General features: G+C 64.4%; 23 protein-coding genes. 12 read left to right on the top strand and 11 right to left on the bottom strand.

Annotated features, from left to right (window positions below):
* Positions 1-7: 7 nt before the first annotated feature.
* The gene (locus ASC80_RS14860) at positions 8-808 is read left to right on the top strand and encodes an FAD binding domain-containing protein (protein ID WP_056298479.1); all 801 of its coding nucleotides are present in this window, start codon (positions 8-10) and stop codon (positions 806-808) included.
* Between the two features lie 246 nt (positions 809-1,054).
* Here ASC80_RS14860 and ASC80_RS14855 read toward each other — a convergent pair whose 3' ends face one another.
* Positions 1,055-1,471, bottom strand: coding sequence for a DUF1236 domain-containing protein (locus ASC80_RS14855; RefSeq protein WP_056298475.1), 417 nt, complete (start codon positions 1,469-1,471; stop codon positions 1,055-1,057).
* Between the two features lie 283 nt (positions 1,472-1,754).
* Here ASC80_RS14855 and ASC80_RS14850 point away from each other — a divergent pair, with 283 nt between their 5' ends.
* Both ASC80_RS14850 and ASC80_RS14845 read left to right on the top strand, forming a co-directional pair.
* Complete coding sequence (locus ASC80_RS14850) at positions 1,755-3,845, top strand: DEAD/DEAH box helicase (RefSeq protein ID WP_200941196.1); 2,091 nt, start codon at positions 1,755-1,757, stop codon at positions 3,843-3,845.
* A gap of 126 nt (positions 3,846-3,971) precedes the next feature.
* The gene (locus tag ASC80_RS14845; protein WP_056298474.1) at positions 3,972-5,306 is read left to right on the top strand and encodes an NAD(P)/FAD-dependent oxidoreductase; all 1,335 of its coding nucleotides are present in this window, start codon (positions 3,972-3,974) and stop codon (positions 5,304-5,306) included.
* Here the strand turns inward: ASC80_RS14845 and ASC80_RS14840 are convergent.
* Entirely contained in the window at positions 5,303-7,402 is a 2,100-nt protein-coding gene (locus ASC80_RS14840; protein ID WP_056298471.1) for a molybdopterin-dependent oxidoreductase, read from the bottom strand. The two genes, ASC80_RS14845 and ASC80_RS14840, sit on opposite strands and share 4 nt — an antisense overlap.
* A 155-nt stretch (positions 7,403-7,557) precedes the next feature.
* Between ASC80_RS14840 and ASC80_RS14835 the strand changes: the two genes are divergently transcribed.
* The 7 genes from ASC80_RS14835 to ASC80_RS14805 all read left to right on the top strand — a co-directional run bounded on the left by ASC80_RS14835 (position 7,558) and on the right by ASC80_RS14805 (position 14,443).
* Positions 7,558-8,106, top strand: a complete 549-nt coding sequence (locus ASC80_RS14835) for a BA14K family protein (RefSeq protein WP_056298469.1) — start codon at positions 7,558-7,560, stop codon at positions 8,104-8,106.
* Positions 8,107-8,268: 162 nt separating this feature from the next.
* Positions 8,269-9,438, top strand: a complete 1,170-nt coding sequence (locus ASC80_RS14830; RefSeq protein ID WP_056298466.1) for a mandelate racemase/muconate lactonizing enzyme family protein — start codon at positions 8,269-8,271, stop codon at positions 9,436-9,438.
* Positions 9,439-9,564: 126 nt separating this feature from the next.
* Positions 9,565-9,843 (top strand): FeoA family protein, encoded by a 279-nt coding sequence (locus ASC80_RS14825; RefSeq protein WP_056299029.1) that lies wholly within the window; start codon positions 9,565-9,567, stop codon positions 9,841-9,843.
* Positions 9,844-9,856: 13 nt separating this feature from the next.
* A complete protein-coding gene (gene feoB / locus ASC80_RS14820; RefSeq protein WP_056298463.1) occupies positions 9,857-11,740 on the top strand; it encodes a ferrous iron transporter B in 1,884 nt (627 codons plus the stop codon).
* A 59-nt stretch (positions 11,741-11,799) separates the two neighbouring features.
* Entirely contained in the window at positions 11,800-12,396 is a 597-nt protein-coding gene (locus tag ASC80_RS14815; RefSeq protein ID WP_156464400.1) for a hypothetical protein, read from the top strand.
* A gap of 119 nt (positions 12,397-12,515) precedes the next feature.
* On the top strand, positions 12,516-12,878 hold the full coding sequence (locus tag ASC80_RS14810; protein WP_056298457.1) for a nuclear transport factor 2 family protein: 363 nt from the start codon (positions 12,516-12,518) through the stop codon (positions 12,876-12,878).
* A gap of 323 nt (positions 12,879-13,201) precedes the next feature.
* Positions 13,202-14,443: an MFS transporter gene (locus ASC80_RS14805; RefSeq protein ID WP_056298454.1), complete on the top strand. Its 1,242-nt coding sequence runs from the start codon at positions 13,202-13,204 to the stop codon at positions 14,441-14,443.
* 66 nt (positions 14,444-14,509) lie between these two features.
* Here the strand turns inward: ASC80_RS14805 and ASC80_RS14800 are convergent, their stop codons facing one another.
* On the bottom strand, positions 14,510-15,034 hold the full coding sequence (locus ASC80_RS14800) for a VOC family protein (RefSeq protein ID WP_056298451.1): 525 nt from the start codon (positions 15,032-15,034) through the stop codon (positions 14,510-14,512).
* Between the two features lie 53 nt (positions 15,035-15,087).
* Positions 15,088-15,633, bottom strand: a complete 546-nt coding sequence (locus ASC80_RS14795) for a carboxymuconolactone decarboxylase family protein (protein WP_056298448.1) — start codon at positions 15,631-15,633, stop codon at positions 15,088-15,090.
* 237 nt (positions 15,634-15,870) lie between these two features.
* On the opposite strand from ASC80_RS14795, the gene ASC80_RS14790 reads away from it, so the two are divergent.
* Complete coding sequence (locus ASC80_RS14790) at positions 15,871-17,055, top strand: acyl-CoA dehydrogenase family protein (RefSeq protein WP_056299026.1); 1,185 nt, start codon at positions 15,871-15,873, stop codon at positions 17,053-17,055.
* A 172-nt stretch (positions 17,056-17,227) separates the two neighbouring features.
* A complete protein-coding gene (locus tag ASC80_RS14785) occupies positions 17,228-18,364 on the top strand; it encodes an acyl-CoA dehydrogenase family protein (protein WP_056298444.1) in 1,137 nt (378 codons plus the stop codon).
* A gap of 309 nt (positions 18,365-18,673) precedes the next feature.
* Here ASC80_RS14785 and ASC80_RS14780 read toward each other — a convergent pair whose 3' ends face one another.
* From ASC80_RS14780 to exbD, 7 genes are all read right to left on the bottom strand, one after another.
* Complete coding sequence (locus ASC80_RS14780; protein ID WP_056298442.1) at positions 18,674-19,726, bottom strand: amino acid ABC transporter substrate-binding protein; 1,053 nt, start codon at positions 19,724-19,726, stop codon at positions 18,674-18,676.
* Positions 19,727-19,787: 61 nt separating this feature from the next.
* Positions 19,788-20,387 (bottom strand): L,D-transpeptidase, encoded by a 600-nt coding sequence (locus ASC80_RS14775; protein WP_056298439.1) that lies wholly within the window; start codon positions 20,385-20,387, stop codon positions 19,788-19,790.
* 381 nt (positions 20,388-20,768) lie between these two features.
* Positions 20,769-20,903: a DUF2474 domain-containing protein gene (locus ASC80_RS23775; RefSeq protein WP_156464399.1), complete on the bottom strand. Its 135-nt coding sequence runs from the start codon at positions 20,901-20,903 to the stop codon at positions 20,769-20,771.
* Between the two features lie 10 nt (positions 20,904-20,913).
* Positions 20,914-21,924, bottom strand: coding sequence for a cytochrome d ubiquinol oxidase subunit II (gene cydB, locus ASC80_RS14770; RefSeq protein ID WP_056298437.1), 1,011 nt, complete (start codon positions 21,922-21,924; stop codon positions 20,914-20,916).
* Between the two features lie 3 nt (positions 21,925-21,927).
* On the bottom strand, positions 21,928-23,328 hold the full coding sequence (locus ASC80_RS14765) for a cytochrome ubiquinol oxidase subunit I (protein WP_056299023.1): 1,401 nt from the start codon (positions 23,326-23,328) through the stop codon (positions 21,928-21,930).
* Between the two features lie 237 nt (positions 23,329-23,565).
* A complete protein-coding gene (locus tag ASC80_RS14760) occupies positions 23,566-24,357 on the bottom strand; it encodes an energy transducer TonB family protein (protein WP_056298434.1) in 792 nt (263 codons plus the stop codon).
* Positions 24,354-24,818 carry a TonB system transport protein ExbD gene (exbD, locus tag ASC80_RS14755; protein WP_056298432.1) on the bottom strand — a complete coding sequence of 155 codons (465 nt, stop codon included), beginning with the start codon at positions 24,816-24,818 and terminating at the stop codon, positions 24,354-24,356. The genes ASC80_RS14760 and exbD overlap by 4 nt, the downstream gene beginning before the upstream one ends.
* Positions 24,819-24,820 lie beyond the last annotated feature (2 nt).

Below are 24,820 nucleotides of genomic sequence, written 5' to 3'. Positions count from 1 at the left end.
AGCGATCATGTATCAGACAACCTATCACCGTCCTTCCAGCGTCGATGACGCCGTGGCCCTGTTCAAGAAGGGTTCGGATTCGAAATATCTCGCCGGTGGTCACACGCTGCTGCCGGTGATGAAGCAGCGGCTGGCGGCGCCGTCGGACGTCATCGACCTCGCGAAGATTCCCGCGCTGGTCGGCATCTCGGTCACGGCGGACGCGGTGGTCATCAAGGCGGCGACGACCTACTACGACATCATGACCAATGCCGATGTGAAGAAGGCGATCCCCGCGCTGGTTTATCTCACGTCGGTGCTGGGCGATCCGCAGGTCCGCCATCGCGGCACCATCGGCGGCTCGATCGCCAACAACGATCCGGCGGCGGATTATCCCGCCGCATTGGTCGCGCTGAATGCGACGGTGAAAACCAACAAGCGCAGCATCGCGGCCGATGATTTCTTCAAGGGCCTGTTCACCACGGCGCTGGAAGACGGCGAGATCATCACCGAGGTCTCGTTCCCGATTCCGGCGAAAGCGGCCTATTCGAAAATGCGCCATCCGGCGTCGCGCTTCGCCCTGACCGGCGTGTTCGTCGCCAAAACCAAATCGGGCGACGTGCGCGTCGCCGCGACCGGCGCGTCGTCGAACGGCGTGATGCGCGTGCCCGATATCGAGAAGGCGCTGAAGGCGAACTGGTCGGCGGGCGCAGTTGACAGTGTCACCATCTCGCCGAACGGCATGATGGCGGACATTCACGGCTCGGCGGATTACCGCGCCAATCTCGTCAAGGTGATGGCGCAGCGCGCCGTGGCCGAGGCGGGTTAGGTCCGGCGGACGCGAGCCAGGCATAAGTTATTGTTCACTGACGTCATGGCCGGGCTTGTCCCGGCCATCTCGTTTAGGAGGGCACGGTGCCTCCCTGATCGGGGGCATCGGGACATAGGCGAGCGAAAGCGACGCCGTTCTTCGAACGGCTATGCCCGGTGACGACATCGACAGGAAGCTACCTTCCCCTGCGCAACAAAAAGGCCGCCCGATGTGGGCGGCCTTTCCATTTGATGCGTGAGACCGTTACTCGACGATCTGCACCACGCGGCGGGTGCGCGGATCGACCAGCACGGTGCGATCGTTGACGACCGTGTAACGATAGCCCTGTACGCCATACTCTTCCGGCACGTCGTAATAGGTGACGCCGTCTTCCGGCAGCACGACCCCGACTGCTACGTCGTTGCTGTAGCGATAGGACGGACGGCGCTGCTCGACGACATAGGTCTTGAAGCGCGGCCGCTGGTCGATGCCCAGAACACCGGCCACGCCGCCAACCACGCCACCCACGGCGCCGCCGACAACAGCGCCGACCGGGCCCGCCGCGCGTTCGCCGTCGCGCGCGCCTTGCTCGATGCCGCCAGGAACGCCCTGCGCGGAAGCAACTGCGGGGATCAGCGCGGTAGCGCCGATCAGCATCAAACCGGTTATCACTCGTTTCATCTCATCCACTCCTGCATTGGTGCATTGTCGGGAGCACAAGTCAGCGGCGGCCGGATAGTTCCGAACAGGCGGAAATGCCTGATTTATCGCGAAAAGAGCCAGTAAATGGTGGCACTTTCGCCCAACTTGCCTTAAAGCAGCGCCATCCAGTTCATGATTTGAACAAAAGAGCGCGGCTTCTCCAGGATAGCCCGCGCGTTCGACCTGTTCGTCATTCGACTTTTCCTATCGTTCGCTCCGCGAACCCGTTCGGCGGCGACCGCCACACAAGGCCTGACATCCCGTGACCTTTCCGACCACACGTCCGCCGCTCGCCCGCGCTCTGGCCGAGCGCAACTACAACGATCCGACGCCGGTGCAGATGGCCGTGCTGGCCGATGACGCAGCACCACGCGATCTGCTGGTGTCGGCGCAGACCGGCTCCGGCAAGACCGTCGCTTACGGCCTTGCGATGGCCAACAACCTGCTCGGCGATGCCGACCGGTTGCCGAAGGCAGCCGAACCGCTGGCGCTGATCGTCGCGCCGACCCGCGAGCTCGCCTTGCAGGTCCATCGCGAGTTGAGCTGGCTTTATCAATATGCCGGAGCGCGCGTGGTGTCGTGCGTCGGCGGCATGGACCCGCGGCGCGAGCAACGCGAACTCGCCGAGGGCGCGCATATCGTGGTCGGCACGCCGGGGCGGCTGTGCGACCATCTGCGGCGCGGACGTCTCGACGTTTCGGCGTTGCAGGCCGTGGTGCTCGACGAAGCCGACGAGATGCTCGACATGGGCTTTCGCGAGGACATGGAGTTCATCCTCAAAACCACGCCGGAGACGCGCCGCACGCTGCTGTTCTCCGCCACCCTGCCGCGCGGCATCATCGCGCTGGCGAAGAACTACCAGAACAACGCCTTTCGCGTCGAAGTCACCGACGGCGAAGGCGGCCACGCCGATATCGACTATCGCGCGATCCGCATCGCCGCGCAGGATGTCGAACATGCCGTCGTCAACGTGCTGCGCTATGTCGAATCGCCCAGCGCGATCGTGTTCTGCAACACCCGCAGCGCGGTGAACCATCTGCAAACCGCGTTGCTCGAGCGCGGCTTCTCCGTTGTGGCGCTGTCCGGCGAACTGACCCAGAACGAGCGCACCCAGGCGCTGCAATCCTTGCGCGACGGACGCGCGCGGGTTTGCGTCGCGACCGACGTCGCCGCACGCGGCATCGATCTGCCGTCGCTCGGCCTCGTGATCCACGCCGACCTGCCGAACGATCCTGAAGTGTTGCAGCATCGTTCCGGCCGCACCGGCCGCGCCGGCAAGAAGGGCATTAGCGTTTTATTGGTGTCGCCGGCCCGCCGCCGCCGCGCCGAATTGCTGCTCAACATGGCGGGCATCGACGCCGAATGGAGTGCGCCGCCGACCGTCGAGGAAATCCGCAAGCTCGACCAGCAGCGCATGATGCAGGACACGCTGTTCACCGAGCCATCGACCGAGGACGATCTGGTGCTGGCGCGGCTGCTGATTGCCGAACGCTCTCCCGAAGACATCGCATCGGCGCTGGCCCGGCTCTATCGCGCACGTCTGCCGTCGCCGGAGGATGTCTCCGATCCCGGACACGGCGGAAAATCGCGGGACGATCGCGGGCCTCGCAAGGACGGGCGCGGCGAACGCGACGATCGCGGTCCGAAAGAGAAGCCGGCACGCGCCGGCGCGATGGAGGACGGCATCTGGTTTCGTGCCGCGATCGGGCGGCAGAAGAATGCCGAGGCCCGCTGGCTGCTTCCGATGATCTGCCGCCGCGGCGGCATCGGCAAACAGGATGTCGGCGCGATCCGCATTTTCGATGCCCACACCGAATTCCAGATTTCGGCGCAGGCGCTCGAACGCTTTACCGACAAGGTCAAGCGCCCGGACAAGGAAGACAACATCCGCATCGAGCCGCTGCGCGGTGCGCCGCAGGACGCCGACCGCACCGAGCGCAAGCATTTGCGGGCGCGGAAGTTCGACAAGGACAAGAAGGCGCCGTTCGAACGCAACGACGATTCCCCCGCCGCCCGGCGCGACAAGCCGAAATATTCTCCGCTCGATCCGCCGCACCAGCGTCCGGAGTATCCGGGCAAGCCGGACCATGCGGGCAAGGAAAAATTCGACAAACCGAAGTTCGATAAACCGGAATTCGGCAAGTCGAAATTCGGGAAAGCGAAATTTGATAAGCCGAAATTTGAAAAATCGAAATTCGGTGGATCTGAGTCCGGCAAGTCCAAATTCGGCAAATCCGAATCCGCCAGATCGGAGTCCGGTAAGCCCAAATTTGACAAGCCGAAATTTGACAAACCAAAGTTCGACAAGCCGTTTGGCGGGAAGAAACCCAAGCGCAAGAAGCTTCACGGTTAACGCATGCCGCGAGGTCATGCGGTGCGAATGACGCCCGCATCCGCAGCGCATGATGCGGCGCGCGGACCGTCTCGAATCGTTTGAATTCGCGCTCCCGTCATGGTCAACTGCCGGTGACGGGGCGAAATGACGGGACCGGGTTTGTCGAACACAGACGAACAGAAACGGTTGCGCGTGGTGATCGTCGGCGCGGGGTTCGGCGGCCTCACCGCGGCCCAGACTTTGTCGAACAAGGCGCTTGCGAAATCGTCGTTCGACGTGACGCTGATCGACCGCCACAACTATCATCTGTTTCAGCCATTGCTTTATCAGGTCGCGACGGCAGCGCTGTCGCCTGCGGATATCGCCGCGCCGGTTCGCGGCATTCTCGGCCGGCAGCCGAACATCACCGTGATGCTGGGATCGGTTTCCGGCGTCGATACCGCGCATCGCGAGGTGATCGTGGACGGCCGCCGGATCGGCTACGACAGGCTGATTCTCGCAACCGGCGCGCAGCATGCCTATTTTGGCCATGACGATTGGGAGCCTTTTGCGCCCGGCCTGAAAACCATCGACGACGCGACCGCGCTGCGCGCGCGCATTCTGCTGGCGTTCGAACGCGCCGAGATGGAGCCGGATCCGGCCAAGCGGCAGGCGCTTCTGAATTTCGTGATCGTCGGCGGCGGACCGACCGGCGTCGAGATGGCGGGAGCTATCGCCGAACTCGCCAAGCGTGCGCTCGCCTGGGACTTCAAGACGATCGATCCGCGCGCCGCGCGGATCATCCTGCTTGAAGCGGGACCGCGACTGCTGACGCCATTCGATCCGTCATTGTCTGAGAAAGCGCTGCGCGCGCTGCAAAAGCTCGGCGTCGAGGTTCGTCTCGGCGCGACGGTCACGGACTGCAACGCGAAGGGCGTCGCGATCGGAAGCGGGTTCATCGAGACGCACACCGTTATCTGGGCGGCGGGCGTCGGCGCCTCTCCGGCGGGGCGGTGGCTCGATGCGCCGGTCGATCGCGCCGGCCGCGTACTGGTCGAACCCGATCTGTCCGTTCCCGGGCATCCGGATATTTTCGTGCTGGGCGATACCGCGTCTCTCGCCGGCGACAACGGCAAGCCGCTGCCCGGCGTCGCGCCGGTGGCGAAGCAGCAGGGCGCGTATGTTGCGCGGCTGCTGATCGCGCGCGCCGGCGGAAAGAGCGGTATCGGTCCGTTTCACTATCGCGATTTCGGTTCGCTCGCGACCATCGGCCGCAAACTCGCGATCATCGAGCGCGGCCGGTTTCGCATGTCAGGCTTTTTCGCCTGGCTGTTGTGGTGCGTGGCGCACATCTATTTCCTGATCGGATTCCGCAACCGGCTGGTTGTCGCGCTGACCTGGCTGTGGAGCTACATCACGTATCAGCGCGGCACCCGGCTGATTACCGGCGAAGCGGGGCGGTCGGACATGACTTCGAATGATCGCGCGGCCGGGAGCTAGCCTGCGGCCTGCGCCTTCCTGATCCAGACCTTGTTGTCGTGGAACGCCGCGCCGCCATGCGGCGCCACAGCATGTGCGCCGGTGAGCTGATTGATGCCGAGGCCGCCGATATGCGCCTTGTTGGGATGAATCGATTCCGCGATCAGCACGCCGAGGCGGACGCCGTTGAACAGCTTCGCGGTCAGCGTGGTTTCGCCGCGGGTGTTGCCAAGCGTCACCGCATCGCCGTCATGAATGTCGAGCCGTGCGGCATCGTCGGGATGGATCATCACGGACGGCGCGCCCTCGCGCGCCTGCGAGCCGGGGGTTTCGTTGAACGTGGTGTTGAGAAATCCGCGCGACGGGCTGGTGGCGAGCCGGAACGGATGTTCGGCGTCGGCATTCTCGATCACGTTCCAATGGTCCGGCAATGACGGCATGTTCTGCCAGTCGCCCATTAGCGTGTTGATCGGCACCTTGACGGTGCCCCACGTCGCCTTGAAATGGAATTTGCCGTCGTCGTGGGCGAAGCCGTCGAGATAATGCGAGGTGCGGAAATCCGGTTGCAGGTCGCGCCAGATGTCGGCCTCCAGCCCCTCGATGCCGCCATGGCCGCTGGCGTTCAGCGTTTCGTCGATGATCTCGCGCGCCGTCATGTCGAAGGCGCGATGGCGCGCACCGACCCGCACCGCCAGCGCTTGCAGCACTTCGTGGTTCGAGCGGCACTCGCCGGGCGGCTCGATCAGCTTGGCGCCGACCGAAATGTGCTGATGGCCGCCGCCGTAATAAAGGTCGTCGTGCTCCATGAACATCGTTGCCGGCAGCACGATGTCGGCCATCTGCGCGGTTTCGGTCATGAATTGCTCGTGGACCGCGACGAACAGATCCTCGCGCGCAAAACCCTCGTGCACCAGCTTCTGCTCGGGTGCGACGGTGTACGGGTTGGTGTTCTGGATCAGCATCGCCTTCACCGGCGGGCCGTGATAGAGCGCCTCGGCATCGCCGGTCAGGATGCGGCCGATCTTCGATTGATCGAGCGCGCGGGTTGACGGGTCGATGTGGTCGCGGCCCTCGATCAATGTCTTGTCGAAATTCCAGATCGCGCCGTTGTTGAAGAACGCGCCGCCGCCTTCATACTGCCAGGCGCCGGTGACGGCGGGGATGCACAGCGCGGCGTGCATCTGCGCGGCGCCGTTGCGGCTGCGGGTGAAGCCGTAGCCGAGCCGGAAGAACGAGCGCGGCGTCACGCCGACCGCGTGAGCGAACGCCTCGATCTCGGACACCGGCACTCCGCAGATCGCCGACGCCCATTCCGGCGTCCGCGTCGCGAGATGCGCTTCGAGTTCGTCCGGGCAGTCGGTGTATTTGTCGAGATAGGCGCGATCGGCGAAGCCGTCGCGGAACAGCACGTGCATCACGCCGCAGGCGAAGGCGCCGTCGGTGCCCGGCCGCAGGATGATCTTGATGTCGGCCTGCTTCATGGTGTCGTTGTCGTAGACATCGACCGCCGCGATCCGTGCGCCGCGTTCCTTGCGCGCCTTGGTGGCGTGCGTCATCACGTTGACCTGGGTGTTCACCGGATTGGTGCCCCAGATCACGATCAGATCCGACTGGGCCATTTCGCGCGGATCGACGCCGGCGACCTTGCCGGTGCCGGCGGCGTATCCGACCCAGGCGATGGTCGCGCAGATGGTGCTGTAAAAGCGCGAGTATTTTTTGACATGCGACAGGCGGTTGATGCCGTCGCGCATCACCAGGCCCATGGTGCCGGCATAATAATACGGCCACACCGATTGCGCGCCGAAATCGCGCTCGGCGTCGTCGAAGCGGTCGGCGATCTCGTCCATCGCCTCGTCCCACGAGATGCGCGCGAACGGGCCGGAGCCTTTCGGCCCGATGCGGCGCAGCGGATGGATCACCCGGTCGGGATGATGAATCCGCTCGGCGTAGCGCGCGACCTTGGCGCAGACCACGCCGGCCGTGTAGGTCTGCTGCTTCGAGCCACGGACGCGGCCGATTCTCTCGTTTTCAATGACTTCGATATCGAGCGCGCAGGCCGAAGGGCAGTCGTGCGGGCAGGTCGAGTGCCGAAGATCGATCTTGAGAGGGCGGTTCATGGCGGGAAGATAGCATAGGAGGGCTGCGGCGATAGGCCCCTTTCATCGCCCAGTTCCGTACACAAATCGATGATTGGCTTCGGAAAATCCGATATGTGGCGGAACGTCCGTCAGTGCCCGGTGTTTGAGAGTCACGAGAAATTGGAGATCGGAATATGAACAACACATGGAAACTTCTTTGCGCGGCGGGTGCGCTGGCTTTTGTGATGCCGTTGTCGACAGCGCCGGCGGCGGCACAGAAGTCCGTGCCCACCATTGGCGGCGGCGGTGGCGGTGGTCCCAAGCAGTTCACGGGCGGCGGCATGAGCCGTGGCGGTGGGGCTCCAGTCGGGCGCGCCGGCGGCGGTGGATTCGCTGGCCGAGGCGGGATGCGGCCGGTGCCGACCATTCCGTCGGGTGGCGGCCGGTGGGCCGGCGGCGGTGGCCGCGGCTGGCATGGCGGCCATCATCATCGTCGCGGTGGCGGATGGTGGGGGCCGGGCGTTGGCTTCGGCGCGGGCTATGCCCTCGGCAGCGCCTATGGCAGCTATCCCTACAACAACTATTACTATGACGACGACAGCTACGGCTATTCGCCGGGCTATGTTGAATCCGATGGCGTTTCAGCCGCGGACGTCGCCTACTGCCAGCAGCGCTTCAAATCCTACAACGTCCGGACCGGGACCTATCTCGGTTATGACGGCCTGCGGCATGCCTGTCCGTAACGGCTGACCTGATCGCGACAATCGAGGGCGCTGCATGATCGCAGCGCCCTTTTTGCTGGGCGGGCGCTGTCGTCTTGAACTTTCCGGGGTGAGGCGTAGACATGCCCGCCGCAGGATATTGCCGCGCACCGCGCGGCTCAGGAACGAGGAGACAACCGCCCGATGTCCATCCGTATCGTCGACGTCCGCGAGATTACCAAGCCGATCTCGTCTCCGATCCGTAACGCCTATATCGACTTCACCAAGATGACCACCAGCCTCGTCGCCGTCGTCACCGACGTGAAGCGCGACGGCAAGACCGTGGTCGGCTACGGCTTCAATTCCAACGGACGTTACGGGCAGGGCGGTCTGATCCGCGAGCGGTTCGCGCCGCGCATCCTCGAAGCCGAGGCGAAAACGTTGCTCGACGACACCGGCGACAATCTCGATCCCGACCGGGTGTGGGCGGCGATGATGTCCAACGAAAAACCCGGCGGCCACGGCGAACGCTCGGTCGCGGTCGGCACCATCGACATGGCGGTGTGGGACGCGGTGGCCAAGATCGCAGGCAAGCCGCTGTTCCGTCTGCTTGCCGAGCGCCACAATCGCAAAGCCGATCCGCGCGTGTTCGTCTATGCGGCCGGCGGTTACTATTATCCGGGCAAGGACAATTCTGCGTTGCGCGCCGAGATGCGCGGCTATCTCGATCGCGGCTACAGCGTGGTGAAAATGAAAATCGGCGGTGCGCCGATTGAGGAAGATCGCCAGCGCATTGAGGCGGTGCTCAAGGAGATCGGCAATCAGGCGCAACTCGCGGTCGATGCCAACGGACGGTTCGATTTGGAGACCGCGATCGCCTACGCCAAGATGCTGCGCGACTATCCGCTGTTCTGGTACGAGGAAGCGGGAGATCCGCTGGATTATGCGTTGCAGGCGGCGCTGGCGGAATTCTATCCGGGGCCGATGGCGACCGGCGAAAACCTGTTCAGCCATCAGGATGCGCGCAACCTCATCAAGTACGGCGGGATGCGGCCGGATCGCGACTGGCTGCAGTTCGACTGCGCGCTGTCCTATGGCCTGTGCGAATATCAGCGCACGCTGAAAGTGCTGGAGACCCACGGCTGGTCGCCGTCGCGCTGCGTTCCTCACGGCGGGCACCAGATGTCGCTGAACATCGCCGCCGGTCTCGGCCTCGGCGGCAACGAGAGCTATCCCGACCTGTTTCAGCCTTATGGCGGTTTCCCGGACGGCGTGCGCGTCGAAAAGGGCATCATCACTATGCCCGACCTGCCGGGCATCGGCTTCGAGGGCAAATCCGATCTTTACAAGGAAATGAAGGCGCTGGCGGCGTAGTCGGGCGCGCCTTGGAGCCGAACGCGGCAGCAGATTAAAACCCTTCTAATCTGGGGCGGATCAAGCGTCATTGACTTGATTCCCATGGCGTCGTCAGTCCAGTTGATGCCGCATGGGATGGGCGATATGAGCGATGACGCCACGACAGAACCGCCGCACTGGCCGCTCGGCATAGCCGATCGCGGCTTTCGCGGCCTGATCGGCACCATTGTCGTCGAGGCGGACCACAACGGCGTGCCTGCGGCGGAAATCGAGCGCCGTCTGCTTGAGCTTGGCTTCGTCGAAGGCGCTGCGGTCGAGGTTCTGCATGAGGGGCCGCTCGGGCGCGACCCGATCGCGGTGCGGGTCAACAACACGACCATCGCGTTGCGCCGCCGCGAGGCGATGGCCATTCTCGTGACCTGATTGGATCAATGACATGACGATTGCGACGGAGCCGAGGGCATGGCGTTTTGCCCTGGTCGGCACGCCCAATAGCGGCAAGACCGCGCTGTTCAACGCGTTGACCGGCAGCCGGCAGAAGGTCGCGAATTACCCCGGCGTCACCGTCGAGCGCAGGGCCGGACGATTTCAGACCGCGTCGGGTCATCGCGTCGATCTGGTCGATCTGCCCGGCACCTATTCGTTGCGCGGCCGCAGCCCCGACGAGGAGATCGCCCGCGATGTCGTGCTCGGCCGGCTCAAGGACGAGACGCCGCCGGACCTGCTGCTGTGCGTCGCCGATGCCACCAATCTGCGCGTCGCCTTCCGGCTGGTGCTCGAACTGAAGCGCGCCGGACGGCCGATGCTGCTCGTCCTCAACATGATCGACATCGCGCGCCGCCGCGGCATCGAGATCGATCTCGACAAGCTGTCCGCCGAACTCGGCATTCCGGTGGTGACTGCGACCGCCGTGCGCCGCAACGGCATCGACGATCTGCTGCGCCGGCTCGACGAGGTCGCGGCCGGTCACGCCGGGAAATTCACCGACAGCACATGGACGACGCCGAGCGCTTCCGACCTGAGATCGGCGCAGCGCGAGGCCGATCGCATCATCAAGTCCGCGATCAGCGACGCGGCGCGTCCCGATACGCTGACCCGCCGCATCGATGCGGTGCTGCTGCATCCGGTGGCGGGACTGCTGATTCTGCTGGCGGTTCTGTTCGTCATGTTCCAGGCGGTGTTTGCCTGGGCGCAGCCGGCGATGGAATTGATCTCCGGCTCGTTCGATGCGCTCGGCGCTTATGTCCACGGCCTGCTGCCGGACGGCCTGCTGCAGAGCTTCATCCAGAACGGCGTGATTTCCGGCGTCGGCAGCGTGGTCGTGTTCCTGCCGCAGATCATGATCCTGTTCCTGTTCATCCTGCTGCTCGAAGACCTCGGTTACATGGCGCGCGCCGCGTTCCTGATGGATCGCATCATGGGCGGCGCCGGGCTGCACGGCCGCGCTTTCATTCCGCTGCTGTCGAGTTTTGCCTGTGCGATCCCTGGAATCATGGCGACGCGGGTGATCGACAACAAGCGCGATCGCCTGACGACGATTCTGGTGGCGCCGCTGATGACCTGCTCGGCGCGGATTCCGGTCTACACGCTGCTGATCTCGGCGTTCATTCCCGACCAGAAGGTTTACGGCATCATCGGGCTGCAGGGGCTGGTGATGTTCGGGCTTTACGCCGTCGGCATTTTCAGCGCGCTCGCGGTGTCGTTCGTCGCCAATCGGTTCTTCTGGCGCGAAACCGCGACGCCACCCTTCATGCTCGAACTGCCGGACTACAAGCTGCCGCGCCTGCGCAGCGTGGTGATCGCGCTCTATACCCGCGTCAAGGCGTTTCTCTATCGCGCCGGCACCACGATTTTTTCCATGATGGTGCTGATCTGGTTTCTGGCGTCGTTCCCGCAGGCCCCCGCCGGCGCCACGTTGCCCGCGATCGACTACAGCCTCGCCGCGATGATCGGTCGCTGGATCGAGCCGGTGCTCGCGCCGGTCGGCTTCAACTGGCAGATCAGCGTCGCGCTGATTCCGGGCATGGCGGCGCGCGAGGTGGCGGTGGCCTCGCTCGGCACCGTGTATGCGATTGCCGGCGGCGGCGATGCCGCCACCGAGATCGGCCAGAAGCTCGCCGCCGAATGGAGCCTCGCCACCGCGCTGGCGCTGATCGCGTGGTACATCTTCGCGCCGCAGTGCGCCGCGACGCTGGCGGTGATCCGGCGGGAGACCGGCGGCTGGCGCTGGATGTTCGTGACCTTCTTCTACATGCTGACGCTGGCGTATCTGGCGGCCTTCATCACCTATCGCGCGGCGGTGGCGCTCGGCTGGGGGTGAACCTTTTGACCGCGTGATGCGTCCTATGGAAACATGTCCATGAAGGTGCGGAGGGCGTCATGACGGTACGGCACGGGTGCAGGCGAATGATCGCGGGCGTTGCGATGCTGCTGGCGTTGGCCGCGATCGCGCAGGCCGAGCCTGCGGCCGATCCGCTCGGCCGTTTGCTGACCTCGAAGTCCGACAGCCTGTGCTATCGCCGCGACTATGACGCCGCCCATCTTGCGAGCCATCCGGGCCAGTTGACCGAGCGCATCGTGCTGTCGTTCAGGCAGGACGCGGTGCGCATCGAGCTACGTCAGAAAAGTCGCAAGCCGCGCTATATCGTGGCGAGTTGCGCATGGGCCGAGCATGCCGGTCGCGACGTTCAGGGCAAGCGCCTGATCGCGGCGTTCAGGAACGACAGCGGGTTCGATTGCATCGTGATGGTGTCGCCGTCGTCCGCCGAGGAGGGCGGCTATGCGTTGCTCGATCCCGCGCCCGACGGCCGGATGCTGAAACTGTTCATCGACGAGGCAGCCACGGTACGCGACAGCCTCGACAAGAATGCGCCCACCTTCATGCTCAATCTCGGCCGCGAGGATCGTGTGTTTCAGCTCACCCGCACCAGCGGCGGGGTGTGCAAGCCGATGGAAGATGCGCTCGAGGGGCCGTGAGGGCAGCGTTCATATGCGATGCGTCATTGCCGGGCATAGCCATTCGAAAAGCGACGTCTCTTGCCTGCGATGTCCTGTCAATCCATCATGACTTAAACCGCACCCCTGCGAGGTCCGCCATGCCAACCCGCGCCCGTGTCGATGAATTCATTGCCGCCGTCGAAAGCGGCGACCATGCCGGCGCCATCGAGCGCTATTACACCGAAGACGCCTCGATGCAGGAGAACACCGCGCCGCCGCGCACCGGCCGCGACAAGCTGGTGGCGCATGAGCGTGCGATTCTGGCGCGGATGAAAGAGGTGCACTCCAGGGCGATGGCGTCGGTGGTCGAGGGCGATCACGTGATGATCCACTGGATTTTCGACCTGATCGCGCACGACGGCACCGTGCATCATGTCGATGAAATCGCCATGCAGGAATGGCGCGGCGACCGGGTGTTCCGTGAGCGGTTCTTCTACGATCCGGGGAAGGCAAAGAGCTGAGCCGTGCCAGCCTCGGGATCACCGGCACAAGGCCGGTGATGACAACGGAGAAGCCTTCGGGGTTCAGGTCGTCATGGCCGGGCATGGCCGTTCGAAGAACGGCGTCGCTCCTGCTCACCAATGTCCCGGCCATCCCGCTTCATGGGCGCAATGCATCACGCAGCGGGGCATCGCATCAGTCGATGTCGCTCCGCGCCCGCAACGGAGCCATGCCGCCGTTCCATTCCGCTGTCTATTGACGCCGCTGCGCGCATCGGTCCCAATGCCGCCCGCGCGAGGCCGGACGTGACAACAAGAGCGTCGCGCGCGGGAGTTCGCCGGGAATGACATCGCCACCTGCGACGGCCACGGCCGACGAGACCTCGATCAAGTATTCCGGCTGGCCGGTGGTCGGCGTCTGTTTCCTGATCGCGACCTTCGCGTGGAGCGCGGGCTTCTACGGCCAGGGCGTCTACCTCGCGGAACTGCAGCGCGTTCACGGCTGGCAGGCGTCGCAGATCTCCACCGCGGCGACCTGCTATTACCTCTTCAGCTCGATCCTCGTCGTGTTCGTCAGCGAAGCGATGCGCAAGTTCGGGCCGCGATTGTGCCTGAGCATCGGGGTCTGCGCGCTGGCGGCCGGCACGGCCTCGATGGCATGGATCACCTCGCCGGTGCAGCTCTATGCAGCCTATGCGGTGATCGCATTCGGCTGGGCGGGCACCAGTCTCGCCGCGATCAACAATGTGCTCGGCCTGTGGTTCGACAAGCGGCGCGGCATGGCGATCAGCCTTGCGCTGAATGGCGCAAGCTGCGGCGGGGTGATCGGCGTGCCTCTGATGGTGGGCGGAATAGGCGCATTCGGATTTGCCAGCACGGTGATGACGGCGGCGGCGCTGATTCTGGCGCTGACGCTCCCGGCGATCGCGCTGTGGGTCGGCCACCCGCCGCGCGGTGCGCGGCCGCCGATCGACGCGTTCGATCCCGCGCCGGCGCGGCTGGCTCAATCGTCGGGCACGATCCGCCGCGCCGCGTTCCGCAACCTGTCGTTCTGGACCATCACCGTGCCGTTCGCGCTGGTGCTGGTGGCGCAGGTCGGTTTCATCGTTCACCAGATTTCGTTTCTGAATCCGATCATCGGCCGCGAGCATGCCGGCATCGCGGTATCGGTGATGTCGCTGATGGCGGTGATCGGGCGGCTGATCTTCGGCGCGGTGATCGACCAGCTCAATCAGCGCAAGGCGTCGGCGGCGTCGTTCGCCAGTCAGGCGCTGGCGCTGGTGATCATGGTCAACACCACCGACGAATATGCGCTGTTCGCGGCCAGCGCGCTGTTCGGCTTCTCGGTCGGCAATAACATCACGCTGCCGTCGCTGATCATCCAGCGCGAATTCGACGCGTTGTCGTTCGGCGTGCTGGTCAGCCTCGTCACCGCGATCTGCCAGTTCACCTATGCGTTCGGCCCCGGCCTCGTCGGCCTGCTGCGCGATGCGTTCGGCAGCTACACCGTGCCGTTTTATGTCTGCGTGGTGCTCGAACTTGCCGCTGCCCTTGTCGTGCTCAGCGGCGCGCGCGGGCGGCCATAGCGTTTTCGAGCGAAGTGGGGACCGGTTCGCGTCAAGAAAACGCGTCAAAGTAAAACAGCGACATAATCAGCTGTCGCGATCTCGCAGCAGTGCCTCGACATCAAGACGCTTGGTGAACATCGCCAGCGTCCCATCCGCGCTGCGCGGCCATTCGCTCTCCGGCCGGTCGCGATAAAGCTCGACGCCGTTGTCGTCGGGATCGCGCAGATAGAGCGCTTCGCTGACGCCGTGGTCGCTGGCGCCGTCGAGCGCAATGCCCACCGCCAGCACGCGATGCAGCGCATCGGCCAGCGCCGCGCGGGTCGGATAAAGAATCGCGGTGTGAAACAGCCCGGTGGTGCCGGGCGGCGGCGGCTTGCCGCCCTTGCTCTCCCAGGTGTTGAGCCCGATGTGGTGGTGATAGCCGCCCGCCGAAATGAACGCCGCCTGGTCGCCCATCCGCTGCATGATCTGGAAGCCGAGCACGCCGTGATAGAACGACAATGCGCGCTCGATATCCGACACCTTCAGATGGACATGGCCGATCCGCGTCCCGGCGGCGATGGGTTCGGCCGTGGGGCGCGCGGTGCGCGGGTGGGTCTCGGCGGGCATGGGGACTCCGATTCAGGCCGGATGGCTGATCGTCATCTATACCGGAAATCGCCTCACGCAAGCTCGGATGTTTCGCCTTCGGGCAGGTCGAACTCGAACGTGTTCAGCGTCATCGACACCAGCGTGTAGTAGCCGAGCAGCCCGATCAGCTCGATCACGCCCCGCTTGCCGAGCATCTCGATCGCCTTGTCGTACAGCGGCTTGGGCACGACCTGGTTTTCGTGCAGCGCCTCGCTGAACTCGTAGACCAGCTGCGCCTTCGGATCGTCGAAATCCGGCACGTGGCGGTCGCGGATCGCGTCGATGATCGCGGGATCGAGTCCGGCATCGAGCGCCATTGTCTTGTGCGCGTACCATTCGTAATGCGCGGTCCAGTGCCGCGCGGTGACGAGGATCGCAAGCTCGGACAGGCGCGCGCCGAGCGTCGTGTCGTAGCGCAGGAACTGGCCGAGCCGCTGGGTGTGGCGCGCCATCTCGGGACTGTGAATCCACGCGCGCAGCGGCGGCGTGACGCGGCCGCGCTTGCCGGCGGCACATTCGTCGAAGATCGCCTGCTGGTCGGCGTTCATTTCGCCAGGCGGAAGAAAGATCGGGCGCATGGGTTTCCTCGGTTGTTTGAAACGTCGATTAAAGCGTTTTCGAGCGAAGTGGATACCGGTTCGCGTGAAGAAAACGCGTCAAGACAAGATCTCTAGCCGCGCAAACGTGATCTTATCCGGTTCACGGCGGCATGCCATCGACGGATATTGAAATCCGCCAAGCCGCCGTTACAGTCGCGGCAAATGGCAACGGAGGCGGCGTGTGGCGCTGCGCCGAAACGATCGAGGATAATGCAGATGGCAGATCTGGAAAAATTCCGCGCCGAGACGCGCGCATGGCTGGCGGCGAATTGTCCGCCGGAAATGCGCCAGCCGATGGTGAATGACGAGGACACGTTCTGGGGCGGCCGCAATGCCAAATTTGCATCCGAGCCGCAGCGCGTCTGGTTCGAGCGGATGCGCGATAAAGGCTGGACCGTGCCGCACTGGCCGAAGGAATACGGCGGCGGCGGCCTCGATGCCGATGAAACAAAAATCCTGCGCGCGGAAATGGCGGCGATCTCGGCACGGCTGCCGCTGGTGTCGTTCGGCATTTCGATGCTCGGCCCGGCGCTGCTGAAATACGGCACTGACGAACAGAAGCGCGAGCATCTGCCGAAGATCACCGCCGGTCTGATCCGCTGGTGTCAGGGCTATTCGGAGCCGAACGCGGGTTCGGACCTCGCCTCGCTGCAAACGCGCGCCGAAAGCGACGGCGACGATTTCATCATCAACGGCCAGAAGATCTGGACGTCCTATGCGAATTTCGCCGACTGGATATTCTGTCTGGTGCGCACCGACGCCACCGCAAAGAAGCACGACGGCATCAGCTTCATCCTGTTCGACATGGCGTCGAAAGGCGTCTCGACCAAGCCGATCCTGCTGATTTCCGGCAAGTCGCCGTTCTGCGAAACCTTCTTCGACAATGTGCGGGTGCCGAAGTCGCATGTGCTGGGCACGGTCAATCGCGGCTGGGATGTCGCGAAGTATCTGCTGCAGCACGAGCGCGCGATGATTTCCGGCATGGGCGAACGCGGCGGCAACCGTCCGCTCGGTCAGGTGGCGGCGGATTCAATCGGCGCCGACGAGCAGGGCCGTCTGGAAGATCCGATGCTGCGCGGCCAGATCGCATCGTTCGAGATCGACGAGGCGGCGCTGCGCTGTGCCGCTGAGCGCGCCGTCGATCTGGCGAAATCCGGGCAGGGCCATCCGGCCTATTCGTCGGCGTTGAAATATTACGGCACCGAACTGAACAAGCGCCGCCACGAACTGCTGATGTCGGCCGGCGGCATCGACGCGCTGGAATGGGAAAGCCCACGCTCGAAGGAGGGCGCGGCGCCGCGCGCGTGGTTGCGCACCAAGGCCAACTCAATCGAGGGCGGCACCAGCGAGGTGATGCTCGGCATCGTCGCCAAGCGGATTCTCGATCTGCCGGGAGCGTAGCGGTGTTCAATCAACCCGCGTTGTCATGGCCGGATTTATTCCGGCCATCCACGTCTTAGCGATATCGCACCAGGAAAGACGTGGATGCCCGGGACAAGCCCGGGCATGACGAAATAGCCAGTTCATCCGCAAGTCGCGACACAACGACAAAACAGATTTCAGGATCACTCATATGGCCCTCGTCCTCAATGAAGAACAATCGATGCTGCGCGACAGCGCGCGCGGCCTGATCGGCGACAAGGCGCCGGTCAGCCATCTGCGCCAGTTGCGCGACACGAAAGACGCCACTGGCTTTTCGCGCGAATTGTGGACCGCGTTTGCCGAGATGGGGCTGTCCGGCCTGCTGGTGCCGGAAGAATTCGGCGGCAGCGGGCTCGGCTGCGTCGAGGCCGGCGTGGTGATGGAGGAAATCGGCCGCACGCTGATGCCGTCGCCGTTTCTCTCGACCGCTGTATTGGCGGCAACCGCGCTGTCGCGTGGCGGCAGCGCCGCTCAGAAGTCCGAGTATCTCGGCCGCATCGCCAACGGCAGCCTGATCGCCTCGCTCGCGGTCGATGAAGGCGCGAAGCATCGTCCATTGCAGACCGCGATGCAGGCGACGCGTTCGGGCAACGGCTTCAAGTTGAAGGGCGCCAAGGCGATGGTGGTCGACGGCCACGTCTCGGATCTCTTGATCGTCGCCGCGCGCAGCGCCGGAAAAGCAGGGGAGCGCGACGGCCTGACGCTGTTTCTGGTCGATCCGAAAGCCAAAGGCGTTGCGGTCGAGCGTACCGCGATGGTCGATGCCCACAACGCGGCGCGCATCGAGTTCGATGTCGATGTCGATGCCGACAGTGTGCTCGGCGAGGTCGATCAGGGCGGTGCGCTGCTGGACGGTATTCTCAATGTCGGCCGCGCCGCGGTGGCGTCCGAAATGGTCGGCGCGGGCGAAGAGGCATTCGCGCGCACGGTGGCGTATCTCAAGGAGCGCAAGCAGTTCGGCAAACTGATCGGCGAATTCCAGGCGTTGCAGCATCGCGCCGCGCATCTGTATTGCGAGCTTGAAGTCACCCGCGCCGCGGTGATGAAGGCGCTGCAGTTGCTCGATACTGATTTCGAGCACGCCGCTGCGGCGGTCGCCGTCGCCAAGGCCAAGGCGGGATCGACCGCGACGCTCGCGGTTCAGGAAGCGGTGCAGATGCACGGCGGCATGGGCATGACCGACCAGTTCGACATCGGCTTTTTCATGAAGCGCGCGCGGGTCTGTCAGGAACTGTTCGGCGACACCAATTTCCACGCCGACCAGCTGGCGCGGCTGAAGAACTATTGAGCGTCGGTGTGTCCCGGATGCTGCGCAGCGCGCAAGTGGTGCGCTGCTGATCCGGGACCGTTGAGAATTCAATGCGTGGAACGGCCCCGGATCAGCGGAGCGGCGTGAAGAACGTCGCACCGCGTCCGGGGCACGCTCACCTCACACTCATTGTCGTCACCGGGCATAGCCGTTCGAAGAACGGCGTCGCTTCGCTCGCCTATGTCCCGGTGACCCGGATCCGGTGGGCACAGTGCTCTCCTAAGCGAGATGGCCGGGACAAGCCCGGCCATGACAATCTTGCGAACGTAGTGACGGCTGGAAAACGCCCTACCTGATCGGCGGGGCGTACTGGATGCCGCCGCCGCTCCACAAATGATTCAACCCGCGCGGAATCTTGAGCGGCGACCCGACGCCGACATTGCGGTCGTAGACCTCGCCGTAATTGCCGACATGGCGGATGATGCGCGCCGCCCAGTCGCGGGTCAGCCCGAGTTCTTCGCCGAACGCGCCGTCGGTGCCGACCAGCCGCATCACGTCCGGCTTCTTGGATTTCAGCGCCTCGTCGATGTTCTTCGAGGTGATGCCGAGTTCCTCGGCGTTGAGCATGGCGTAGACGGTCCACTTCACGATCAGCAGCCAGTCGTCGTCGCGCTGGCGGACCACCGGCGCCAGCGGCTCCTTGGAGATCACGTCGGGCAGGATGACATGGTCGGCGGGGTGGCCGAGTTTCAGCCGCAGTGCATAAAGCTGCGAGACGTCGGCGGTCAGCGTGTCGCACTGGTCGCTTTCATAGGCTTTCAGCACCTCGTTGAGGTTGCCGAATTTGACTTCCTCGAATTTGATGTTGTTGGCGCGAAAGTAGTCGGCAAGGTTGAGCTGCGTGGTGGTGCTGTTCTGGACGCAGACCTTGCTGCCGCTGAGCGCCAGCGCGGACTCGAGGTTGCGCGCGCGCGGCACCATGAAGCCCTGGCCGTCATAATACGACACCGCGGCGAAGTTCAGCCCGTAGTCGGTCTCGCGCGACATGCTCCAGGTCGAGTTGCGCGACAGGATGTCGATCTTGCGACTCTGCAACTCCTTGAAACGCTCGTTGGCGTCGAGCGGCACGAACTTCACCTTGGTGGGATCGTCGAAGATCGCGGAGGCGACCGCGCGGCAGATGTCGACGTCGAAGCCGGACCATTTGCCCTGCGCGTCAGGATTGGAGAAGCCGGGCAGGCCGGTGTTGACGCCGCACAGCACGGCGTCGCGCCGCAGGGTGCGTTTCAGCGTCCGGGTATCGTAGCGCTCATAGGTGATGGCGATTGCTGCGACGATCAGGGCGAGGATCGAGCCGAGCAGCAGTCCCGACCGGAAGGTGCGTGGAATACGTTTGAACATGATGTGTCTCGCTCGAAAAGTCCGTGATGCGGAGCGCGGTGCGGGAGCGGAAGTGTCGTAATCAGATTTGCGGCTTCTGCCGCACGATCACCTTGGTGCCGACAGGAATGCGGTGATAGAGATCGGCGACATCGGCATTGACGAGGCGGAAGCATCCCGACGACACGGCGCTGCCGATGGTCTGCGGCTGGTTGGTGCCGTGAATGCGGTAAACCGTGGTGCCGAGATAAAGTGCTGCGGCGCCCATCGGGTTGCCGGGGCCGCCGGCCATGAAGCGGGGCAGATAGGGCTGGCGTGCGATCATTTCCGGCGGCGGCGTCCAGTCCGGCCACTCGGCCTTGCGCGTGATCGTCATCAGGCCCTGCCACTGGAAGCCTTCGCGGCCGACGCCGATGCCGTAACGCAAGGCGCGGCCGCCGCCCTGAACGACATAGAGGAAGCGTTCCGAGGTGCTGATGATGATGGTGCCCGGCGCTTCCGTGGTGCGGTAGTAGACCATGGTGCGCTGGAATTCGGGCGGCAGCTGTTCTTCGGCTTCGCTCGGCACGTAGCCGGGCTGATCGCCGAGCTGGGTGTTGTCGCGTTGCGCGAATGCGGTCGGCGACGCCATCGCCGCGGCTGCCAGAACCGCGATCAAACCGAGAAGCCGAAATCGCGCCATGTGGACCCCCTGCGAGTGTGTCCGGTATCAAACATTACCATCGCCGGGCTGGCAAGTCATGCGGGCGGGGGCGGGGCATGTTTCAAATAGGGCGATTCAAAATTTAAGCGTCGGTTGCGGCGGTCTGGACTCCCTCTCCCCGTAAACGGAGAGGAGAAGATTTCTCATCGTGAATTTGGAACGGACTGCTCTTCATCCCTCCCCCCTTGTGGGGAGGGTGGCGCATCGAGAGCGAAGCGAGCGATGTGTCGGGTGGGGGATCGAAGCGAACGTTTGGCGCAAGGCTGACCCCCACCCCGGCCTCGCTTCGCTCAGCCGACCCTCCCAACAAGGGGGAGGGATGGCATCACGTTTTTGGCGTCGCTGGTGCGCCACACTCATTCAATGCGGCGCGATCCACAGCCGCAGGAGGAATGACACCAGTGTGACGGCGCCGACACCGAGCGCCCACAGCGCCACGAACCAGATCAGCCGCTTCGTCAGCGGCGTCTGCGGCGGCTCGCGCGGTGCCATCAGTGACAGCCCATCAGTGATAGCCGGTATTGGGATCGACCTTGCCGCGAAACACCCAGTAGGCCCATGCGGTGTAGGCGAGAATGATCGGGACCAGAATGGCGACGCCGACGATCATGAAATAGAGGCTGCCGTCCGGCGCCGCGGCCTGCCAGATGGTGACGCTCTGCGGCACGATATGCGGCCACATGCTGACGCCGAGCCCGGCATAGGACAGCAGGAACAGCGCGAGCGACAGGAAGAACGGCTGATAGTCGCGCTTGTTGGCGATGGCGCGCATTAACAGCAGCGTCACGGCGGCGACCGCGATCGGAATCGGTGCGGTGAACAGGATGTTCGGCCATTCGAACCAGCGCCGCCAGTAATCGCCCTCGAGGAACGGCGTCGCGATGCTGACCGCGCCGATCGCAACGAGCGTGGCGATCATCAGCCACAGGCTGAGACGATAGGCGTGATCGCGCAAGGCGCCGGTGGTTTTCATCACCAGCCAGGTTGCGCCGAGCAGGCCGTAGCCTGCGACCAGCGCCAGCCCGGTCAGGATGCTGAACGGCGTCAGCCAGTCCCACCAGCCGCCGGCGTAATGCCGTCCCTCGACATGCACGCCTTGCAGGATCGCGCCGAGCGCGATGCCCTGCGCCAGCGTCGCGACCAGCGAGCCGGCGGCGAAGGCGAGGTCCCAGTGGTTGCGTTCGCGATGCGCGCGCCAGCGAAATTCAAAGGCGACGCCGCGAAACACCAGCCCGATCAGCATGGCGATGATCGGCGTGTAGAGCGCCGGCATCAGGATCGCGTAGGCCAGCGGAAACGCCGCCATCAAGCCGCCGCCGCCGAGCACCAGCCAGGTCTCGTTGCCGTCCCACACCGGCGCGACGGAATTCATCATGACGTCGCGGTCGCGCTTGTCGGGAAACAGCGGAAACAACATGCCGAGCCCGAGATCGAAGCCGTCCATCACGACATACATGAACACGGCGAAGGCGATGATGAAGGCCCAGATCGTCGCGATGTCGAACAGATGATCCATGAGTCACCCGTGTCCGTGTGCGCCGCCGGCCGGCGTGATGCCGGACGCGCGCGCCGGCATGTCGGCGCGTGGGCCTTCCTCGCCGTGGTGCGGCGGGTGCGCCATCAGGCGAAGGATATAGAATACGCCCATACCGAACACGATGAAGTAGACGATGACGAAGGCGAGCAGCGACGTCGCCACGGCGGGGGCTGCGAGCGGCGACGCCGAGTCGGCGGTGCGCAACATGCCGTAGACCGTCCACGGCTGCCGTCCGGCCTCGGTCGTGACCCAGCCCGCCAGCACGGCGATGAAGCCCGCCGGTCCCATCGCCAGCGCGAAGCGATGCAGCCACGGCCAGTGATAGAGCTGGCCGCGCCAGCGCGCGAACAGGCTCAGGAGGCCGATGCCGAGCATCAGGAAGCCCAATCCAACCATGATGCGGAACGACCAGAACACCAGCGGCACGTTGGGCCAGTCGGCGCGCTTGATGGTGTCGAGGCCCGCGAGCGGCGCATCGAGCGAATGTTTCAGGATCAGCGACGACGCCTTCGGGATCTCGATCGAATATTTCACTTCGCCGGCGTTCTGGTCGGGCCAGCCGAACAGGATCAGCGGCGCGCCGTCGGGATGACTCTGGAAGTGGCCTTCCATCGCCATCACCTTGGCCGGCTGATATTCGAGGGTGTTGAGGCCGTGCTGGTCCCCGGCGAAAATCTGGATCGGCGCGACCAGCGCCGCCATCCACATCGCCATCGAGAACATCACGCGCGGTCCCTCGGCGCGCGCATCGCGCAGCAGGTGCCATGCGCCGACCGCGCCGACCACGAATGCGGTGGTGAGATAGGCGGCGAGCACCATGTGGACGAGGCGATAGGGGAACGATGGATTGAAGATCACCGCCCACCAGTCGGCGGCGACGAACTGCCCCGCCGAATTGACGGCGTGGCCGGCCGGTGTCTGCATCCACGAATTCGCCGACAGGATCCAGAACGCCGAGAACAGCGTGCCGATCGCCACCATCAGCGTCGCGAGGAAATGCAGCCGTTTGCCGACGCGATCGAGTCCGAACAGCATGACGCCGAGGAAGCCCGCTTCGAGGAAAAACGCGGTCAGCACCTCATAGGCCATCAGAGGGCCGATCACCGGTCCGGTCTTGTCGGAGAATACCGACCAGTTTGTTCCGAACTGGTAGGACATCACGATGCCGGAGACGACGCCCATGCCGAAAGCGATGGCGAAGATCTTCAGCCAGTAATTGAACAGGTTGATGAAGACCTCGCGCCCGGTCCACAGCCACAAAGCTTCGAGAACCGCGAGATAACTGGCAAGGCCGATGGAAAAGGCGGGAAAGATGATGTGGAACGACATCGTGAACGCAAATTGCGCGCGAGCCAAATCAATGGCGCTGAAGCCGTCGAACATCGCGAACATCCCTCAGAGTGGCGTTCACGTCCCATATAGCACCGCATTCGTTGCGATCAAGCGCAGCGGATGCAAGCCTGCACTGAATGCCAGCGACATAAGCGCTCTTTCTTCCCGCAAGCGGGAGAGGGAGCACATCTAAAGCGAAGTTTGCCCTCATGGTGAGGGACTGGTGATGTTGCAGGGAGTTGCCGTTTCCCCTCCCCATCAAGGAGAAGATAAAGAGGAAGATCGCGCTCAGCGCAGGTGGAAGCTGAACGGCACCGGGAACATCATCGCCGATTGCGTCATTTCCGGCGGGAACGATGGCAGCGGTTGCGCGCGACGGATCGCGTCCATCGCTTCCCGGTCCAGCGACGGATGACCGGACGACCGCGACAGGCGCACGCCGGTGACGCTGCCGCTGCGCGTGACGGTGAACGTCACCATCGCCGTGCCTTCCTCATGCGCGGACCGGGCCGAGCTCGGGTATTGCTTGTAGCGCTGCAGATGCGCCGCCAGCCGCTGCCGGTATGACGGGAGCGCCGCGGCGGCCGCCGCCGCACCGGCGCGGGCTTCGCGTGCACGGTCGCGAATTTCCGCCTTCGGCGCTGCCGTGGTGCGCGGAGCCGGCTTTTCGGAAGGCTTCTTCGGCTTCTTCTTCTCGATCGGCTTCGGCTTTTCCTTCTCGGGCTCCGGCTTCTTCTCTTCTTTCGGCGGCGCGACGACTTCAGCCTTTTCCTGCGGCGGCGTCGGCGCGATCTGTTCCTCGATCGGCTTCGGCGGCTCGGGCTCCGGCTCGGGCGCCTCGGCCTGCTGCATTTCCGGTCCCGGCGCGAGATCGAGATTGGTGACTTCGGGCGCGGCGGCGGCCGGCGCAAGGTCGATCGAAATTGCTTCCAGCGGTGCGCCGGGCGGCGGCGAGTCCGGAATGGTATAAAGTGCCGCGGCGATCACGCCGGCATGCAGGCTGACCACCAGCGCTGCGGCGAGGCCCCAGCGCGTGACGTCGGCCTTGGTAACTCCGTCGCGAAGCGCGAGTGCGCTCATTTCGGTGCACCTGCTGGCGCTGCCGCCGGCGTGGCCGGTGCTTCGAGCCCCACCAGCGCAACCTTGAGATAGCCTGCGTTGCGCAGCAGGTTCATCACGTCCATCAGCTCGCCGTAGGGCACGACCTTGTCGGCCCGCACGAAAATACGTTCGTCTTTCTTGCCCTGGGTCACGGCGTCGAGGCGGCCCGCGAATGCGTCGCGCGACACGATGTCATCGCCGATGCCGACCGAAAGATCTGGCTTGACGGTGACGAAGATCGGCTTGTCGGGCCGCTGCTGCTGCTGGGCGGAGCTGGCGGGCAGATCGACGCCGAGATCGACGGTCGCAAGCGGCGCCGCCACCATGAAGATGATGAGCAGCACCAGGATCACGTCGATGAACGGCGTGACGTTGATCTCGTGGGCCTCGACCAGATCGTCGTCGGCGCCGGAGATGTTTCCGCCCAGTTTTGCGCCCATGA

The organism is Afipia sp. Root123D2, from assembly GCF_001425835.1.
Taxonomy (GTDB): Bacteria; Pseudomonadota; Alphaproteobacteria; order Rhizobiales; family Xanthobacteraceae; genus Afipia.
The sequence above is the reverse complement of the archived record's forward strand: the minus strand, read 5'-3'. Positions and strand labels throughout refer to the sequence as shown.

What these genes read in the sequence shown, in the direction of transcription:
- ASC80_RS14810 (WP_056298457.1), top strand. Translation starts at nt 12,516, where the DNA reads ATGCCAACCCGCGCCCGTGTCGATGAATTCATTGCCGCCGTCGAAAGC.
- ASC80_RS14840 (WP_056298471.1), bottom strand. Translation starts at nt 7,402, where the DNA reads ATGAACCGCCCTCTCAAGATCGATCTTCGGCACTCGACCTGCCCGCAC.
- exbD (WP_056298432.1), bottom strand. Translation starts at nt 24,818, where the DNA reads ATGGGCGCAAAACTGGGCGGAAACATCTCCGGCGCCGACGACGATCTG.
- ASC80_RS14775 (WP_056298439.1), bottom strand. Translation starts at nt 20,387, where the DNA reads ATGGCGCGATTTCGGCTTCTCGGTTTGATCGCGGTTCTGGCAGCCGCG.
- ASC80_RS14830 (WP_056298466.1), top strand. Translation starts at nt 8,269, where the DNA reads ATGTCCATCCGTATCGTCGACGTCCGCGAGATTACCAAGCCGATCTCG.
- ASC80_RS14790 (WP_056299026.1), top strand. Translation starts at nt 15,871, where the DNA reads ATGGCAGATCTGGAAAAATTCCGCGCCGAGACGCGCGCATGGCTGGCG.
- ASC80_RS14785 (WP_056298444.1), top strand. Translation starts at nt 17,228, where the DNA reads ATGGCCCTCGTCCTCAATGAAGAACAATCGATGCTGCGCGACAGCGCG.
- ASC80_RS14765 (WP_056299023.1), bottom strand. Translation starts at nt 23,328, where the DNA reads ATGTTCGACGGCTTCAGCGCCATTGATTTGGCTCGCGCGCAATTTGCG.
- ASC80_RS14835 (WP_056298469.1), top strand. Translation starts at nt 7,558, where the DNA reads ATGAACAACACATGGAAACTTCTTTGCGCGGCGGGTGCGCTGGCTTTT.
- ASC80_RS14780 (WP_056298442.1), bottom strand. Translation starts at nt 19,726, where the DNA reads ATGTTCAAACGTATTCCACGCACCTTCCGGTCGGGACTGCTGCTCGGC.
- feoB (WP_056298463.1), top strand. Translation starts at nt 9,857, where the DNA reads ATGACGATTGCGACGGAGCCGAGGGCATGGCGTTTTGCCCTGGTCGGC.
- ASC80_RS14855 (WP_056298475.1), bottom strand. Translation starts at nt 1,471, where the DNA reads ATGAAACGAGTGATAACCGGTTTGATGCTGATCGGCGCTACCGCGCTG.
- ASC80_RS14825 (WP_056299029.1), top strand. Translation starts at nt 9,565, where the DNA reads ATGAGCGATGACGCCACGACAGAACCGCCGCACTGGCCGCTCGGCATA.
- ASC80_RS14795 (WP_056298448.1), bottom strand. Translation starts at nt 15,633, where the DNA reads ATGCGCCCGATCTTTCTTCCGCCTGGCGAAATGAACGCCGACCAGCAG.
- ASC80_RS14760 (WP_056298434.1), bottom strand. Translation starts at nt 24,357, where the DNA reads ATGAGCGCACTCGCGCTTCGCGACGGAGTTACCAAGGCCGACGTCACG.
- ASC80_RS14800 (WP_056298451.1), bottom strand. Translation starts at nt 15,034, where the DNA reads ATGCCCGCCGAGACCCACCCGCGCACCGCGCGCCCCACGGCCGAACCC.
- ASC80_RS14845 (WP_056298474.1), top strand. Translation starts at nt 3,972, where the DNA reads ATGACGGGACCGGGTTTGTCGAACACAGACGAACAGAAACGGTTGCGC.
- cydB (WP_056298437.1), bottom strand. Translation starts at nt 21,924, where the DNA reads ATGGATCATCTGTTCGACATCGCGACGATCTGGGCCTTCATCATCGCC.
- ASC80_RS14815 (WP_156464400.1), top strand. Translation starts at nt 11,800, where the DNA reads ATGACGGTACGGCACGGGTGCAGGCGAATGATCGCGGGCGTTGCGATG.
- ASC80_RS14860 (WP_056298479.1), top strand. Translation starts at nt 8, where the DNA reads ATGTATCAGACAACCTATCACCGTCCTTCCAGCGTCGATGACGCCGTG.
- ASC80_RS14805 (WP_056298454.1), top strand. Translation starts at nt 13,202, where the DNA reads ATGACATCGCCACCTGCGACGGCCACGGCCGACGAGACCTCGATCAAG.